The 15,677-nt window shown below is 66.5% G+C and carries 11 protein-coding genes and 2 riboswitches; of the genes, 5 read left to right on the top strand and 6 right to left on the bottom strand.

Going from position 1 to position 15,677, the window contains the following annotated elements:
- The first annotated feature begins 328 nt into the window (after positions 1-328).
- Both ACYOEI_RS30485 and ACYOEI_RS30480 read left to right on the top strand, forming a co-directional pair.
- Positions 329-1,135, top strand: a complete 807-nt coding sequence (locus ACYOEI_RS30485; RefSeq protein ID WP_462853461.1) for a hypothetical protein — start codon at positions 329-331, stop codon at positions 1,133-1,135.
- Positions 1,136-1,255: 120 nt separating this feature from the next.
- Positions 1,256-2,644, top strand: coding sequence for an RNA polymerase sigma factor (locus ACYOEI_RS30480; protein ID WP_462853459.1), 1,389 nt, complete (start codon positions 1,256-1,258; stop codon positions 2,642-2,644).
- A 178-nt stretch (positions 2,645-2,822) separates the two neighbouring features.
- Here the strand turns inward: ACYOEI_RS30480 and ACYOEI_RS30475 are convergent, their stop codons facing one another.
- From ACYOEI_RS30475 to ACYOEI_RS30455, 5 genes are all read right to left on the bottom strand, one after another.
- On the bottom strand, positions 2,823-3,584 hold the full coding sequence (locus tag ACYOEI_RS30475) for a cyclase family protein (RefSeq protein ID WP_462853458.1): 762 nt from the start codon (positions 3,582-3,584) through the stop codon (positions 2,823-2,825).
- Between the two features lie 38 nt (positions 3,585-3,622).
- Entirely contained in the window at positions 3,623-4,960 is a 1,338-nt protein-coding gene (locus ACYOEI_RS30470; RefSeq protein ID WP_462853456.1) for a DUF6807 domain-containing protein, read from the bottom strand.
- 144 nt (positions 4,961-5,104) lie between these two features.
- Entirely contained in the window at positions 5,105-6,211 is a 1,107-nt protein-coding gene (locus ACYOEI_RS30465; RefSeq protein ID WP_462853454.1) for an EAL domain-containing protein, read from the bottom strand.
- Between the two features lie 780 nt (positions 6,212-6,991).
- Complete coding sequence (locus ACYOEI_RS30460) at positions 6,992-11,140, bottom strand: carboxypeptidase regulatory-like domain-containing protein (protein WP_462853453.1); 4,149 nt, start codon at positions 11,138-11,140, stop codon at positions 6,992-6,994.
- Positions 11,137-11,580 (bottom strand): BlaI/MecI/CopY family transcriptional regulator, encoded by a 444-nt coding sequence (locus ACYOEI_RS30455; protein WP_462853451.1) that lies wholly within the window; start codon positions 11,578-11,580, stop codon positions 11,137-11,139. The genes ACYOEI_RS30460 and ACYOEI_RS30455 overlap by 4 nt, the downstream gene beginning before the upstream one ends.
- Before the next feature lie 158 nt (positions 11,581-11,738).
- On the opposite strand from ACYOEI_RS30455, the gene ACYOEI_RS30450 reads away from it, so the two are divergent.
- Positions 11,739-12,431 (top strand): class I SAM-dependent methyltransferase, encoded by a 693-nt coding sequence (locus ACYOEI_RS30450; RefSeq protein WP_462853449.1) that lies wholly within the window; start codon positions 11,739-11,741, stop codon positions 12,429-12,431.
- Between the two features lie 79 nt (positions 12,432-12,510).
- On the opposite strand, the gene ACYOEI_RS30445 is transcribed toward ACYOEI_RS30450, so the two are convergent.
- Positions 12,511-13,194 carry a hypothetical protein gene (locus ACYOEI_RS30445; RefSeq protein ID WP_462853448.1) on the bottom strand — a complete coding sequence of 228 codons (684 nt, stop codon included), beginning with the start codon at positions 13,192-13,194 and terminating at the stop codon, positions 12,511-12,513.
- A gap of 341 nt (positions 13,195-13,535) precedes the next feature.
- A riboswitch (cobalamin riboswitch) is annotated at positions 13,536-13,736 on the top strand.
- A 116-nt stretch (positions 13,737-13,852) separates the two neighbouring features.
- On the opposite strand from ACYOEI_RS30445, the gene ACYOEI_RS30440 reads away from it, so the two are divergent.
- Positions 13,853-14,839, top strand: a complete 987-nt coding sequence (locus ACYOEI_RS30440) for a DUF1559 domain-containing protein (protein ID WP_462853446.1) — start codon at positions 13,853-13,855, stop codon at positions 14,837-14,839.
- A gap of 28 nt (positions 14,840-14,867) precedes the next feature.
- A complete protein-coding gene (locus ACYOEI_RS30435; RefSeq protein WP_462853444.1) occupies positions 14,868-15,101 on the top strand; it encodes a DUF1289 domain-containing protein in 234 nt (77 codons plus the stop codon).
- A 149-nt stretch (positions 15,102-15,250) separates the two neighbouring features.
- A riboswitch (cobalamin riboswitch) is annotated at positions 15,251-15,471 on the top strand.
- Positions 15,472-15,677 lie beyond the last annotated feature (206 nt).

Genomic DNA, 15,677 nt, shown 5'->3' with positions numbered 1-15,677 from the left:
GAGACCGGCGGAAACTCGACGTTGTTCGACCAATGATACGAACAATACGCCGGATCAAGGTCTCGAAATGGTTTTTATCTACATTCAGCGATACGAATCATCGACTGCCGGGGCTCGGCTTATCGACATAACCTGCCACCAATGCGGGTGTGCGTATTGTTACGAACTGGCTCGCGTCGGCACCGGGACCACGAGCACGCTCTACGAGATTGGTCGCGAACGGGCGACACGAAAGGCCGAGGTCTTGGCGCAGCAAGATCTGGCCAGACGTCTCGAAGAGGAAGACGAGCTCGTACCCTGTCCCAAATGTGGCTGGATCAACGAAAGCATGGTCGCGGGATACCGGCGGGGACGCTACCGAGGGTGGTCCGTCGCCTCGGCATCATGCGGCTTGATCGGGGCATCGACGTCGCTTGTCATCGCATGGTTCTTGTCGCGAGGACCCGGCGCCGACCCGGGCGCCTCGTCGACCGTCATGAGCTTCGGACTTTCTCTCTCCGCAACCTTCGCCATCCTGATCCTTCTGGGCCGACGATGGCTCAGGAGCCGAATCCAACCGAACCGGGATTATCCGCTGGCCCCGATCGTCCCCATCGGTTCTCCGATACCCTTGATGGCGAACCCGGTGACGGGTCAACTCGAGCCTGCCACTCCGAATCCGGAGCCTACGGAGAAGGGCTCGGATACGATCGTCTTCCAGGTCGGCCGTCACGAGATGCCGCCGATCTGCTGCGAATGCCTTCAGCCCGCCCCACTCCAAGATCCCGAGGTCAAACCCCTTTTCCCGGGCGTGGAACTTGGGATCACCCTGTGTGAGGATTGCACCCGATCGTTGAGGCGCCGCAAGTGGCGAGCGAGCCTCTTCCTTGCCGGGTTGACGCTCACGATCGGGGCCCTCGTGCTGCTCACCCTCTGCCCGGACTGGGACATCTTCTGGATTCTCTTCGTCGTCTTGTGCGGGCTGGCACCCATCGTCGGTGCGACCATCGCCTATGAGCGAACCAAACCCGTTCGCGTGAAGGTCGCCGACGCCTCGCGGGGGATCCTCCAGTTGCATTTCGCCAGCCCCAAATATCGGGACCGGGTCGAATTATTTAATCAAACGAACACTTCCGAACTACAAAAACAAGTGTGATTACGGCGACGGAAATCGGATCCCCGACGCCGGGCCACGTCTTCGAGAATCCGGGATAAGCCCGCGGCCCCCGTTCCATATCTCTATGGAAAACGAATACGGTCGCGAGGGTCGGGGCCCATGGCGAAGTGTCGAAACGGCGGTTCACTCCGGGATGTCTGCACCCTATTCGCCCATGGGACCTTCGTCTCGTTGACCGATGCCGAACTGATCGAGCGATTTGGGAACGGGGACGCGGATTCGGCGGAGCCTGCGTTCGCGGCGCTCGTGGCGAGGCATGGTCCGATGGTCCTCCGCGTCTGCCGGGATTTGCTCCGCGACGGACACGCGGCGGAGGACAGCTTCCAGGCCACGTTCCTGCTGCTGGCGCACAAAGCCCGGGGCCTCCGGGTGAGAGACTCGCTGGCGCCTTGGCTCTACGCCGTGGCCTATCGCGTCGCCAAGGACGCCCGGTCGGCGGCGGCGCGACGGAAGAAGCACGAGGGTCAAGCCGCCAGGAACGACCCGTCGTATGCGGAATCCGCCTCGGACGACTGGAAGGGGATCCTCCACCAGGAAATGGTCCGCCTCCCGGAACGATTCCGCAAACCCCTGGTCCTTTGCTACTTCGACGGCCTGACGATCGACCAGGCGGCGTGCGACCTGGGGTGGCCCGTAGGGACCGTCCGCAGTCGTCTGGCGCGTGGGCGAGAACGACTTCGCGGCCACCTCATACGACGAGGTCTAGCCCCCTCGGTCGCTTCGGCGGCGATGGTCGTGGAGGGATCGGCAAACGCGGCCGTGTCGGAAGTCGTCACCAATGCCATCTGCCGGTCCGCGACGAAAATCGCCACCGGCCAGGCCGTATTCGGCATGGTCCCAGATTCGGTTGTCGCACTCACACGAAAGGGTTTCAGAGAAATGTTCAGACAAACCATCCGGAGCGCCGCGGTTGCCGCCCTTGTACCCCTCGGTGCCGCCATTCTCTATGCGAGTTGGCCGGCAGCTCGGGCTGTCGGCAGTGCTCCTCCCCCGGCGTCGGGACTCGCGGAGGAGAACTCGAGGAAATCTCTCGAGCGGCTCGCCCCATTGTTGGGGACCTGGGAAGCAATCCAGGGGCCACGAGGACGGGTCGTCGTCATCAAAGTCCTCTCCGCCGACCCTGCCCTGGCCAAGGGGCTCGGCTTCGATGCCCCCTTCGTCTGCACCTGGACCGACAAGGATCCCGGCAAGACCGATCCCAAACCCAACCAACTGCTCTTCGTCGATCCGAGCCAGGATCCTTCGCACATCACGTTCCAAGCGCTCGGATCAACGGTCGGAGACGACGATCATCCCGACGGCATCCCCGAGATTTACCGAGTCGAAGAGGACACGCTGATCCTCCTCGGGCCGAAGAGGCTGGAACAGACACGGCCCACGGACTTCGACCGTGGAGAGAACCTCAGGCTTTTCCGTCGGCGGGCGGAGAAAGCGACGGGCGACAACGAGCCGTCGTCGAAGCCGGAACGCCCGACCGGGGAACGGTAGACCGGAGAGTCGTCGGCGGGCGGCTTGCAATTCGGGAGGCGGGGAGGATTCACCACAAAGGCACACGGAGCACGAAGGGAAAATACAAGAATCAAACAATCCTATTTTTGAATACTCTTCGTGTCCTCTGTGAGTTTGTGGTGAATCCTCCCCCCTTGGACCGCCTGCGATGCCTCGATCAATCCGGCAAAATCGCGACGGCCCGTGTGGGTCCGGCGCTGCCGCCTCGGATCTTGAGGGGGAAGCAGGCGACCTTGAATCCGAAGGGGGGCAAGGCGCCGAGGTTGACGAGGCGTTCGATCTGCGAATAGGGGAGGTCGGCCTGGTGGGCGGCCCAGAAGATCCCCGGCTGCTGACGGGCCAAGGCCTCGGCGGCCTGGCGATCGAGGGGACCGTCCCAGCCCCAGGCATCAATCCCCATGACGCGGATGCCCTGGTCGAAGAGCCAACGGGTCGCGCCCGGGGTGATCGCACAGCCCCGCCAGAGATAATCGGGATGGCCGTAGAAGGCGTCCCGGCCCGTTCGCATCAGGACGATGTCGAACGGCTTGAGCGTGTAACCGACCGTCGCCAGGGCCTCCTGGACCTCCTCGGCCTCGACCTTCTCGCCGTCGGCCTTGTAGGTCATGTCGAGCACGACGCCGTCGTTGAAGAACCATTCGAGCGGGAGCTCGTCGATGGCCTCGGCCGCCTTGCCCTGGATCGTGCTGTTGTAGTGCCGAGGGGCGTCGACGTGGGTGACGCTGTGGGTCCCGAGGGTCGAGAAGGTCTCGATGGCCCACCCTTCGCGGTCGCGGAGCAGTTCCGGCGGCACCTTCAAGAGGGCCTCCACCTGGGCGGCCCCCTCGAGGTGCGAGGTGTAGCGGATCTCCACCTTTTCGAACGGCAACGCTTCGGGATGCGTCGGCGCGATCGTCGCCGACAGGTCGATCACTCGCATTCGTGCGGTCCTCGGTAACGGCCCCAACCGGCTTCAACTCAATGTGCCCCCGCGACGACCCGGACTCGGGGAGGCTCCGCATAGTCGCGCCAGGCCCGCTCGAGGGCCTTCGCGTCGGGCGGCCCGTCGTGGACGACGATCCGGTATCGCGAACGATAGGGATGATCTTTTGTCAGTGTGAACGCGTCGTCGACCATCGGGGCGAAGCAGAAGTACGGTTTGGTCGGATGGAGCCGGACGGCCTGCGGGAATCGGAAGTTGGACGGGCTGTCGAGGATCGCGACGCCGCCGACCTTGCCGTCGACGGGCCCCGAGTGGTCGACCCAGCGCGGGTGCGTGTGGTTGCCCTCGATCCGGGCCTTCCCCTCGCCGGTCAGGAAATCGCCGGGAGGTTTCGCGGCCGAGGCCCCGGGGTCCGTGGGCTCCGACGCCTCGGAGAACCACTGGCGATTCCCGCGCAGGGCGAGACCGCCGTAGTGGTATTTGTTGATCGTCAGCGCACCGTCGACGATGTGTTGGGTCGAGTCGATGTCGAGGAGGAAGGGCCCGCCGACGTCGTAGACCCGGACACGCCAGCGGTCCCGGAGGACCGGCTTCGGGCCTCCCGGAGCGGTGAGGTCCTCGTGGAGGGTCTCGGCGACGAGGTCGCCGAAAACGGGTCCTCCGCTCACCTTATTCGCGACACCTCGAGCGTAAGAGACCCGACCAGTGCGTCCGATCTGGTTCCAGAAGTCGACGCGACGGCCCTCGAACGTGGTATTCACCCAGGCCGAGAAGAGGCCGTGCTGGTGGGCATGGTCGGGCGGGAAGTCGTCGGTGACGACGAGGCCCGAGGGGGTTCGTAGCGGGTGGATGAACCCGCTCCGCCGGAAGACGGGGTCGATCCCTGCGGGCGGCTCGAGGATCGCGACCTGATAAGTCAGCACGGGCGTCTCGCCAACCAGGAGCGTCACAGCCTCGTGGCCGTCGAGGGCGCCACCGCCCGGACCCAGGAGTTTGCCGCCCGCAAACGCCCGAATGCCCCCCTCGGGCCGCTCGACTGGAGGATTTGCGGCGACCGACAACCGATAACGTCGAGACTCACCCGCGGCGAGCGGGCCGCGGACGATCCAGGCCACCCCGGGCAACCCCCCCGGGGAGTCGGCCGTGCGCTGAACCGGGACGGGCCGATGGTCCTCGAGGTCTTCGAGCACGAGCCCGGCGGAGGCCCGCAACGCCTCCGGTAGCGGGGCGGTCACCGGCGTCTCGCGCCTGGCTAGCGGCCCCGCCTCCACCTCGAACACGACGGAATCGGCGAGCCGATCGGCCGAGGCCGTCGTCCCCGCCAGGATCAAGGCCATCCAAAAGCCCAGGGATCCGGCTCTTGTCATCGTCATTGGTCCGTGTCCGCACGCCGCCGGGGGATGAGAGGCCCACCCCCCAAGGCTACGTCGTCGGCCCTTCCCGCTCAATTCCGTCCCCCATCGATTTTCGGTCGGGCTCGGGAAGCGCGACGCCGCTCGGCTCGATCGCCCTCCCGATCACCCGGTCTTTCCGGAAGCCTTCGCTCCTGCGGGCACGAGCGGTCGTCCCGGTGGACAGTCAGGTCGTGCGAACAAATAGCCCTGCACGTAGTCGGCCCCATGTTCGCGGACCCAGCCCCACTCTCCTTCCGTCTCGATCCCTTCGGCGACCGTCTTGATCCCCAGCCCTCGGGCCATCTCCAGGAGCTTGGCTAGGATACCTGCCTTGTAGGAGTCTTGATCCACGTTGCGCACGAGTTGCATGTCGAGCTTGACGAGATCGGGCTTGAGCCGGATCAGCAAGTCCAACGAGCCAAAGCCCGAACCGAGGTCGTCGAGAGCGACCTGAAATCCGGCTTGCCGGTAGAAGTCGACGATCCTCACCATGCTCTCCACGTCCTCGATCCGATCGCTCTCCACGATCTCGAAAACGATCCGATCGGGTTGCAGTCTGGTTTCGGCGATCGCCGAAACGGTCGAGCGGAGGCAGTAGGTAGGGTCATAAATCGACGTCGGGTTAAAGTTGATGAAAAGGCGATTCGGGGTGGCGTCAAGCCCATGCGCGACCGCCGTGCGGATCGCCGTCAGGCGTGCCTGCCGGTCCAGTGAGAACAGGAAGTCCGCGTCCCGGGCGGCCTTGTAGAGAAGGCCCGGGTAAACCAGGGTGCCGTCAAGCTCCAGGCCTCGGAGGAGACATTCGTAGCCGAAGACCTTCTCCGGGTCGACGGCATGGACGATCGGCTGGAAGTGGCTGGTCAACCGGCCTTCCTCGATCATCGTCGCGAACCTTCCACCCTGGACCTGGGCGAAGAGCGTGGCCAAGGGCTGTACCGACGCCAGGTCCGCCAGGCTCGGCCCCCCCTCGGCATCGGTCACGAACGAACGAGTATCGCGCAACTCGGCTTGGCTCAAGATCTTGCCAAGGCCCTGGGCGAGGCCCAGGAGGACGCCGGCCGACAAGGGGATGGCCAACACGTTGTCATCCGGCTCGGCGTACGCGAGGTCGGATCGACGGAGGAAGCCACGCACGGTACCGAGCGTATGGGCGAGCGGGGGGGCGATGCAGAGGATCCCGGTCTGGGGGACCGGTGCTGGCAACTCGAAGCAACGAGCGCATCGGCTCATGGTGGCTCCACGACAGGATGAACGTCATTTCCCTTATTATAGAACCGGGATGCGTCGCCTTTGGCCAACATGGTCAGGGAATCCGTCGCCGTCGTCCCGACTGTCGAGGCTGGGGCCGGCCGTCGGGCCCGGAGAGGGCAAGGACGGAGTGTCCTAAGCACCCCTCACCGCAAAACATGGTTCGGAATTCAAAACCAAACAGTCCATTAAGTTAAGGCGATCAGCCCAGCCGACTCGTCGAAGTCCTGACGCTCCTTGAATTCCGGACCTTTGATTGCGGTGAGCCGTACCGAGAGCTGATCCCAGCAGGCTGAAAAACGCCTTGTTTTCAAGGCTCAAGCCCGCCTACTGGGATCGGCTCTAAGGACAGTCTCCCCCGGCATCGCAAGCGATCCAATGACCCCCACGTCGTGAAATCCCTCGTTCTCACGGTCCCTTACCAACCATTAGCCATAAGTTCAATCCTGCTTGCCTGAATGTTCGTGAGAGCACCATGCGATCATCGCTCGAACTCTGCCATGTCGACCTCGGAGAGCGACGCTCGAACCGAGGTTTGGTCAGACGGGTCAACGACCTGCTCGACGCGCCGGAGGCCGGCAGGCCTCGGGCGGTTGGGCCGCCACCGAGGCCACCTATCGGTTCTGGAACAACCGGCTCATCGACCCCGAAGACATCCGCGCGGCCCACCGCCCCGCCCGCAGGCGGATTGGCGACCGTGACGACCGCCCCGAGGGACGGCCGCCCGGCGAGGATCCGAACGTCGTCGCGCCCGGCCGCCATTCAGCGTTCCGGGTCCGCGATCAGTTCGAGCCCGGCCTTGGTCTCGCCCTCGGCAAGGGTCAGCCTGCCGCTGGTCCCGGGCGGGGCCTGGCTGGCGTCGAGATAGAACGGGGCGGCCTGGACGAACTGCTCGCCGGCGCGGATGAAGTGGAGCTCGAACGTGCCGTCGGCACCGGACTTGGTGGTCGGGTCGTAGTAGCGGTTCTCCCGCTTGTCCACGGCGCTGGCGCGGACCTCCCGGCCGGCGACGGGCTTGCCTTCGGCGTCGACCAGGCGGCCCCGGACGGTCGCCGGTTTCGACAGTCGGAGGGTCATCCCCTCGATCACCTGGCCGGGGGTCGTCCGGAACGGGTCGACGACGCCGTTGGCCCAGGTCCGCCATTGCTGGTACTTGCCGTCGTGGGCGACGAGGTTGTAGGCGATCTCGCCGCTGGCCGGCAGCCGCATGGTGAACGTGCCGTCCGGTTTGGTCTCGACGCTGAAGCGAGTGTCGCCGGTCAGCGAGTTGCCGGAGCCGGTCAGGGCGGGGGCGACGGTGGCGCCGGCGACCGGCTTGCCGTCGGGGTCGATGACCCGGCCTCGGATCGTGGCGGCCTTCTCGACCTGGATCGTCACGCGGGCCATGCCGGGCTTCATCGCGAAGTCGAGCCCGTCGAAGTTGCGCTGGAAGCCGAAGCGGTCCGCTTTCTGATAGCGGCTCCACTCATTGAGGCAGGCGTCGGACCACCACCGCGCGTAGCCTTCGGCCTCGATCGAGCCGAACTTGAAGTCGCCCGGCAACATCGAGGGGATGCGGAGGATCCCCTCGGAGTCGGAGGTCCCCGAGACGGTCGGGTTGCGCCAGTCTTTCAGGACGAGGCCCGCGACCGGTTTGCCGTCCTGGGCGTCGACCACGCGGGCCTCGAAATCAACTCCCGACCCGAGCGAGAGGTCGAGGGTCTGGGCCTCGTCGGTGGCGATCGCATGCTTCGGCGAGCGGATTACGCCAACGCCCGGGACACGAATCTGGAACTCGTACATCCCGGGTTCGACATAGAGCCGATACCGGCCGTCCTTGCCCGAGAGTCCCTCGGTCCAACATTCGCCCATGCGGGCCCCTGCCATCTGTCTCGGACCGGCGTCGGCGCGGATCGGGGCGTCTGCGACCGGTCCCCCGTCGGGCCCGAGGACCCGGCCTTCGAAGTAGGTCCGGCTCCCCATCACCACGACCCAGCCCGGCTGACCCGTGGGATGTGCCAGGAACTCGCGAGGCTCGAATCCGTCCTTGCTGAGCCGGACCTCGACCTTGCCTTGCTCGGGGACCTTGACGCGGAACTTGCCCTCCTTGTCGCTCTTCGTCTTGATGAACGGGACCCAGCTATAAGGATGGACCAAAACCCCTTCGAGGGGCTTCCCCTCGACGTCGGTGACGACCCCGGCGATCTCGTCGGGGGCAACCGTTTCGGGTCCTTTCGGCCCGCCGTCCCGAAGGGTCGGCAGCTTGATCGTCACCTCGCCTTTGCCCGTCGGGACGAGCGAGGCGTCGAACTCCTGCCCGCTTGCCAGTCGGACCTGGAACGTGACCCCCTGATTGAGCGGGATGGGCTGCCCGTCCGCCTGCATGTCGAGGCGGAAATGTCCCTGGGCGTCGGCGGTTGCCGAGGGCTGGTTCAGCGGCGAGCAATAGGTCTGGTTGCAGACGCCGACGAGCTTCGCCCCCTCGAGCGGCTTGCCCGTCGCGTCGACGATCCGACCGGTCAGGTTGACTCCGGGCGCCATCGCGAATACCGGGAGGGTGAAGGTCGGCTGGCCGTCCGGGATGAGCACGCTCCGGTTCGACTCGGTATTGCCCAGGCTCGTGTATCCCGGGACGCTGCCATTCAGCATGACATAGGCGTTCCCCGGCGGCATCCGGAAGCGATAGACGCCGGAGGGGTCGCTGAGGACCGTTACCGGCGTCGAGCCGCCGTTCATCGGGTTCCTCGCCCCGTAGACGGTGACGGAGGCGCCGGGGATCGGCTTGCCGTCGGTTGAGGTCACCGAGCCGGTGACCTTCACGCCCTCGACCAGCTTGATCCTCGCCGCGGCGGTCGAGCCCGGGGTCAGGCGGACGTCGGTCGCGGCGATGAACGTCCAGGGCCCGTCGGCGGGCACGTCATCGAGGAGGATGTTCGCCCGGCCCGCGCCGAGACCTCGGATCTCGAACCGCCCTTCGGCGTCGGTCGTCGCCTTCCCTCGGAGCGAGACGCTCGCCCCCTCGGCGATCCCTCGGAGCGTCACCGATCGTCCCGAGACCCCGACGCCGGACACGGCCGAGACGACCCGCCCCGACACCCGCGCCTCGTCGTTGAGCACGATGCGGACGGGATCCTCGGCCTTGTCGGCGGCGCGGGGCCCCTCTTTCCGCAACGCGGTTTGTGTCGTCGCCTTCCCCTCCGCCGAGGCCACCAGGGCGACCTGGGCCTGCTCGGGGAGTGCTTCCAAGCGGAAGCTCCCGCTCGCGTCCGACCGGGTAACGAAGGCCCGCTGGATCGGCTTCTCCTTCGTCAGTGCCTGGAGGGCGGGGGCGAAATAGAAGACCGGCGTCCGGCCGGAGGTCCGATACGCCCCCTCGACTCGTACCTCGGCCCCTTCGATCGGCCGGCCTGCGGCGTCGACGACCGTTCCCGAAAGCACCCGGGTGCGGGGGAGGGCCAGCGAGGTCGGGATCGCCCCCGTCGGGTCGAGCAGGTTTCGGCTCATGAAGGAATGCCCCTCCTTGAACGCGATGACCCAGATCCCCGGCTTCGGCTCGCGATCGAACCGGGCGGAGCCATCGACGCCGGTGCTTGAGGAGGTCACGTCGGTGGCCACACCCTCCTGTCCGGGATTCGTCGGGATGAGTCCGGCGACCACGGTCGCCCCTTCGACCGGTCGTCCCTCCGCGTCTTTGACGACCACCGAGAACGACTTGGGGGCAGTCCCCTGCCCTTGGCCGGCATCCTTCGGCTTTGCGGCCGGTTGCGGCGGGGCGTCGGGTTCCAGCGCCCGGCCCTGGGCCCCGCCGATCGCCGACGCCAGAGCGGCGACAGCCACGACCAGGGCGATTGAGCGGAGCTTCGACGGAGGGATGATCGCTCGAGACATGTCGTCCTCCAGAAGTCGTGTGATCCGGGTCAAGACCGTGTTCCGGTCGAAAAAGGACAGGGTTTGGCCGCCGACGCCAAGCCGCCGGAGATCGAGCCGGAGCGGACGGGCGGCGAAGTCGAGGAGCAACTTCGCGAGCTCGGCCGGCGCGACGCCTCGGCCGACGGCCATGTCGTCGCAGGCCAGCTCGGCCTCGCGGTCGAGCCGGGCCAGGAGCCAGGCGAGCCCCGGGTGGAACCAGAACGGGACCCGCGCCAGCTCGGCGGCGAGCTTCGCCAGGTCGTCCCACCTCTCCAAGTGGGCCAGCTCGTGGAGCAGGCAGGCCCGCCTCGTCGCCTCGGGCCAGGCGTCCCAGTCGTCTGGGACCAGGATCGTCGGCGCGAGGCCGCCAAGCAGGACCGGCGACCCGACCGCCTCGTGTGTCGCCATCACGACACCCCTGCGGACGCCGAGCTCCGACCGGTATCGGACCAGGGCCTCACCGGAGACGGGATTCGACGACGACCGCAGCCGGGCCAGGATCCTCCCACCCACGAGGAGACGGACCAGGGACACGAGCATCCCCGCCAACCAGGCTACCCCCAGGACGACCCTGGCCTGGCGCCAGGGTCCCAGGCCTTCGGCGACCTCGGGCTCGGGGATCGCGGACCTTTCAATGCGTGCCGGTACCTCCGAGGTACGCACCCCGGCACGGACAACGACCGGGGTCGGCGGCTGAGAGGCCGGGGTCTCGGCCGGCGCGCTCGTCCTCGGGACGAGCAGTCTTGTATCGAGCACAACCGGCCCCTTTGCGACGGTCGGCAAGGCGGCCGGCAAAGGCGTCGGTGCGGGCCGTCGCCAGGGGATCGACCACCGTGGTGCCAGGGGCAGCACCAGCCCCGCCGCCAGTGCCGACGCGCAGAGCAGGTGTCGGGTCGCCGCCCGGCGCGGGGGCCGGATCCGGAACCACGCCGCGAGGGCGAGGATCACCACCCCCCAGCGAACGGACCAATCGGCCAGGAACCAGAAGAACGGGTCGATCGTGCCATCGACGAACCGGATCATGATTTCCGCCCTCCTCGCTTCGAGGGGCCTTTCGCCTCGGAGGTCCCCGCCTCCGGGGTTTGCTCAAACGTGTCGGCGAGTTTCGCTTCGATCGACTTGAGCATCTCGGGGTCGATTTGCTGGGAGTCGACCAGCCCCAGCACCAGACGCTCGGCCGACCCCTGGAAGAACCGGCCGAGGAAGTCCGACAACAACGTCGAGGTGGCCTCGCGCTCCGTGAGCGTGGGCCGGTAGCGGTGCGCCTGGGCCTCCTTCTCGTGGGCGACCAGGCCCCCCTTCTCCATCCCCTGCAAGAGCCCGAGCACCGTCGTATAAGGCTGCCGGTCCCCGCGAGGCAGGTGCCCCATCAGCTCCCGGACCGTCAACGGCCCGGACGCCCAGAGCACCTTCAGGACCGCAAATTGCCGGTCCGTGATCGCGATCGTCTTCCGACCCGCCATCCTGGTCCTCCATTTGTCCGACGTGTCGATCGATACGCATCATTGCGTAGCCTGCGACACAAGTCAATGGCTGGCGAGAAATCGCGCCGAGGCTTCGATCGGACTTTTGCGAAGGCCTCGTCTTCACCCGCCCGAGACCTGAGCAGTAAAGTGGCGGTATGGACGAGAGCACAACGACGCAGCAGACGCTCGGCACCACGGGCGGCGACTTCCGGCTCCAGGAGTACCGCACGAGGCAAGGAGGCCGCGAGTGGACGATCCTCCACACGGGTGCAGTCCTGACCCGCGAGGACGAGTCGCGGGTCATCGAGCCGCAGGAGAACCGCCTGCCCTACGGCGTCTCCCTCTGGCCGTCTTCGATCGCGCTGGTGCACGAGATCGTCGGACTCGCGGGAGAGTTCGTGGGGAAGCGCGTCCTGGAGCTCGGCTCCGGCACGGGCCTCCCCGGCATCGTCGCGGCGTCGTTCGGCGGTAAGGTGGTTCAGACCGACCGCGACGAGCTGGCGCTCCACCTCTGCCGCCGCAACGGCGAACGGAACGGCGTCGCGGCGGTCGAGCTTCGCCTCGCCGACTGGACCGCCTGGGACGACGCCGGACGCTACGACTGGATCCTCGGCTCGGACATCCTCTACGGCGAGTCGCTCCACCCGCAGCTCCGCCGGATCTTCGAGACCAACCTGGCGGCAGGCGGACGGGTTCTCCTCTCCGACCCCTTCCGCACCATGAGCCTCCGCCTCCTGGAGGCCCTCGAAGCCGACGGCTGGCTCGTCCGCTTCAACAAGTGGGAAGTCGGCCTCGAAACGTCGTCGCGCCCGTTCGGCGTCTTCACGCTCACCCCGCCGAGCGAATGATTGGGCTCCTCAACAAACGAAGACGCCCCGAGGTTCCCCCCGGGGCGACCATCATCAAGATTCGCCGTCTCGATCGGCCTTATCGCCGACCCCCGTTGTGCCCGCCATGCCCGCCGGCGTGTCCGCCGTACCCGCCGCCCGAGTAGCTCACGGGCTGGCCGTAGCCGCCCGACTGCCCCCAGACCGGCCCACGATTCGGGGGAAGCGACCCGCCGTTGTTGGGGTAGCTGTTCCCGCCGGGCCGGGGGTAGTTGCCGCCCGACTGTCCCCAGACGGGGCCGTGGCCGGATTGGGGATACCCACTCGCATTGCCGGACCCGGGATAGCCGGGGCGCCCCCCGCCAGGATAGCCGCTCGAGCCGGGATAGCCGCCGGGACGACCCCCGCCAGGGTAGCTGCTCGAGCCGGGGTAACCGCCACCAGGGTAGCCGCTCGAGCCGGGGTAACCGCCACCAGGATAGCCATTGCCACCGCTCGGGTAGCCGCCCGAGCCGGGGTAGCCGGGACGACCGCCGCCGGGGTAGCAATTCCCACCGCTGGGATACCCGCAGTTGGTCGGCGGATAGCTCGGCGGGCAGTAGCCGCCGTCGCTGGGAGGAGGCGGGTAGTCGCAGGGGGCCGACTCCGGACGGCACTGCGGATACCCCCACTGCGACGCGTTCGAGGACGAGCCACCGTAGGTGCGTTCCCCTGCATCCGCCGCGGAGGTCATCGCCGCCACCGCCGTGCCCGCCACCACCAGCTTCAGCAAAACGGTCTTCATCGTCGGGTCCCCCATCGTTTCGTTCGTCGTGTTCCTCGCGGGGCCGTCTCACGACCCCCTTCGACAGGGTTATCAGGGACTCCACACCGACCGGACATGATCCCAAAAAAATCTTCCAGATCGACATTTTGAAGGGCGTGGATTCCGGGGCAATTGGCCGTCGACGCGGAGGGCCCAGGGCAAAGATCCCGGCGAGAATGGACTCGAGCGACAAGGCGGAGAGGGGGACCGTCGGCTTGGCCCTTCATGCGGGCCTGCCTCATTTATTGCTTTGTGACGCATTCATATCGACTAACGAATTCATGGCGGCGGTCCTTGACAGCGAAACCGGGGTGTCGCTGTAATACAGACGCTCGACGGGTGCCGCCGGCCTTTTGCCAAGGGCCGGGGGAGAATAGGGAAGACGGTGCAAATCCGTCGCGGGGCCGCCGCTGTGATCGGCCAGGATTCCGGATCCTCTGCCACTGCCGCGAGGCGGGAAGGCTATCCGGACGCCGCCACGAGCCGAGAGCCAGAAGACCTGCCCGTCGAGATCGGTTCCGACGCTTCGGACCCGGAGCTTCCGGGCGGCCCGCACGCAGGACGTCTGCGATGGGCCGCGAGCCGGGACACCGAAGCCGGATTTCACGCCCGACCCGGCGGAAAGGCTGCGTCTCTCGTGCGCCCTCGTCCCCTGGCCACGCCCCATCGTGGCTTCACGCTCATCGAATTGCTGGTGGTGATCGCCATCATCGCCGTGCTGATCGCCCTGCTCCTGCCCGCCGTGCAGGCCGCTCGCGAGGCCGCCCGGCGCGCCCAGTGCTCGAACAACCTCAAGCAGATCGGCATCGCCTTCCAGTCGTACCAGGGCACCTACAACGTCTTCCCCGCCGGCGGCTACGGCCTGAGCATGGCCAGCGTCACGGTCGCCAACCTCCCCGCGGCCCGGGCCAGGCGCATGGCCAGTTGGGGGACGGCCATCCTCCCATTTGCCGAACAATCACCGCTCTACAACAGCATTAATCAGAGCCTGTGGTACATCGAGCCCCAAAACACCACGGCCGGGGCCACCTCGCTGTCCCTCTTCCTCTGCCCCACCAGTCAATACTCGTCGCTCACGAGGCCCAACGGCGATGCCCCGTCATCGCCGTTGCAGTTCGGGCGCAACGACTACTCGGGCAACTACGGCGAGCGCGCCCTGCGATGCTTCCCCGGCACAAATTGCCAGAACAACTACGCCAACCAGGGGGATACCTCGGGGACGCCTCGCGGGGTCTTGCTGACCTCGTCCCTCCCCAATAGCTCGGTCCTCAGCATGACCGACGGCACGACCTACACCATCCTCGTCGGCGAGGCCCACGAGGCCTCGTTCGGCTACTGGATCGGCCACAAGAACTTCCTCGACCAGAGCGCCCCCATCAGCGCCCGGAACGGCACCGTGCCGGGGACGATCTGGGCGTCGTGCCAGGTGACCAGCACCTCGCCGTTACTCGGCAAGATCGGGTGCGAGTTCGGCCAGGAGTTCGCCAGCTACCACGTCGGCGGGGCCTATTTCGCCTTCGGCGACGGATCGGCCCGGTTCCTGAAAGACAACCTCGATCCGAAGGTCCTGGCCGCGGTCCTCTCCCAACGCGGCGGCGAGATCATCAGCGCCGACCAACTCTGATCCCCGCCCTCGCGAAGGTGCGCCGACGATGCCCGAATTCGTGGCCAGCCCCTGCGTGGGGATCTGCCGGATGGACAGCACCTCCGGCCTGTGCATCGGCTGTGCGCGGACGATCGCCGAGATCATCACTTGGCGCGACGCATCCCCGGACACCAAACGGCGCATCTGGGCCGAGCTCTCCTCGCGCCGCCGAATCGTGGCGAATGAAAGCCAGACGGAACACCAGGAAGTCCCGAAGGCCCACGATTCCGTCGAGCCTTGAGAATCGAGGGAGGGGTGCTCATCTTCAACCCCCGAGAATGCAATAACCAAAAAATCCACGCAGTCGACCGACTTCACTCAAACGGCCAACCTTTCGCAGCAATCCAGGTCGGGCCGATTGACAGCAGTCTCAACAATCGTTTAAATTCGTCCCTGCGTACAGGTGTTGGTCACCGGTCGTGAACAACCTACCACGACCGGGAAACAGGGAATCCGGTGCGAATCCGGAACGGCCCCGCCGCTGTAACCGAGTGATCACGGGCGACGCACCTCCATCTGCCATTGTCGAGCCGGCCCCCTGGGTCGCTTGATGAGAAGGCTCGTCTCCCCAGCTCGAAAGTCAGAAGACCTACCAACACCATTGTGGGCGACGCTCTGCGAGGGACGAGCGAGTCGCGGCGAATCTGACTACGGGTCGGCATCGACCTTCGGAAGTTCGTAGCGCACGAATCATGGCGATGGCCGGCCGCGAGAGTCTTCCTCAAAGAAGGCTCAGCCAAACCATCGTCGCCGTACGTGCTTCACTTCCGGACGACCTTGATCCGAGATCCGCACTGGTCGTCTTTGCCCTGGACCG

The organism is Singulisphaera rosea (assembly GCF_054877945.1).
Note: the sequence above shows the minus strand (reverse complement) of the source record. Positions and strands in the feature narration are given on the sequence as shown.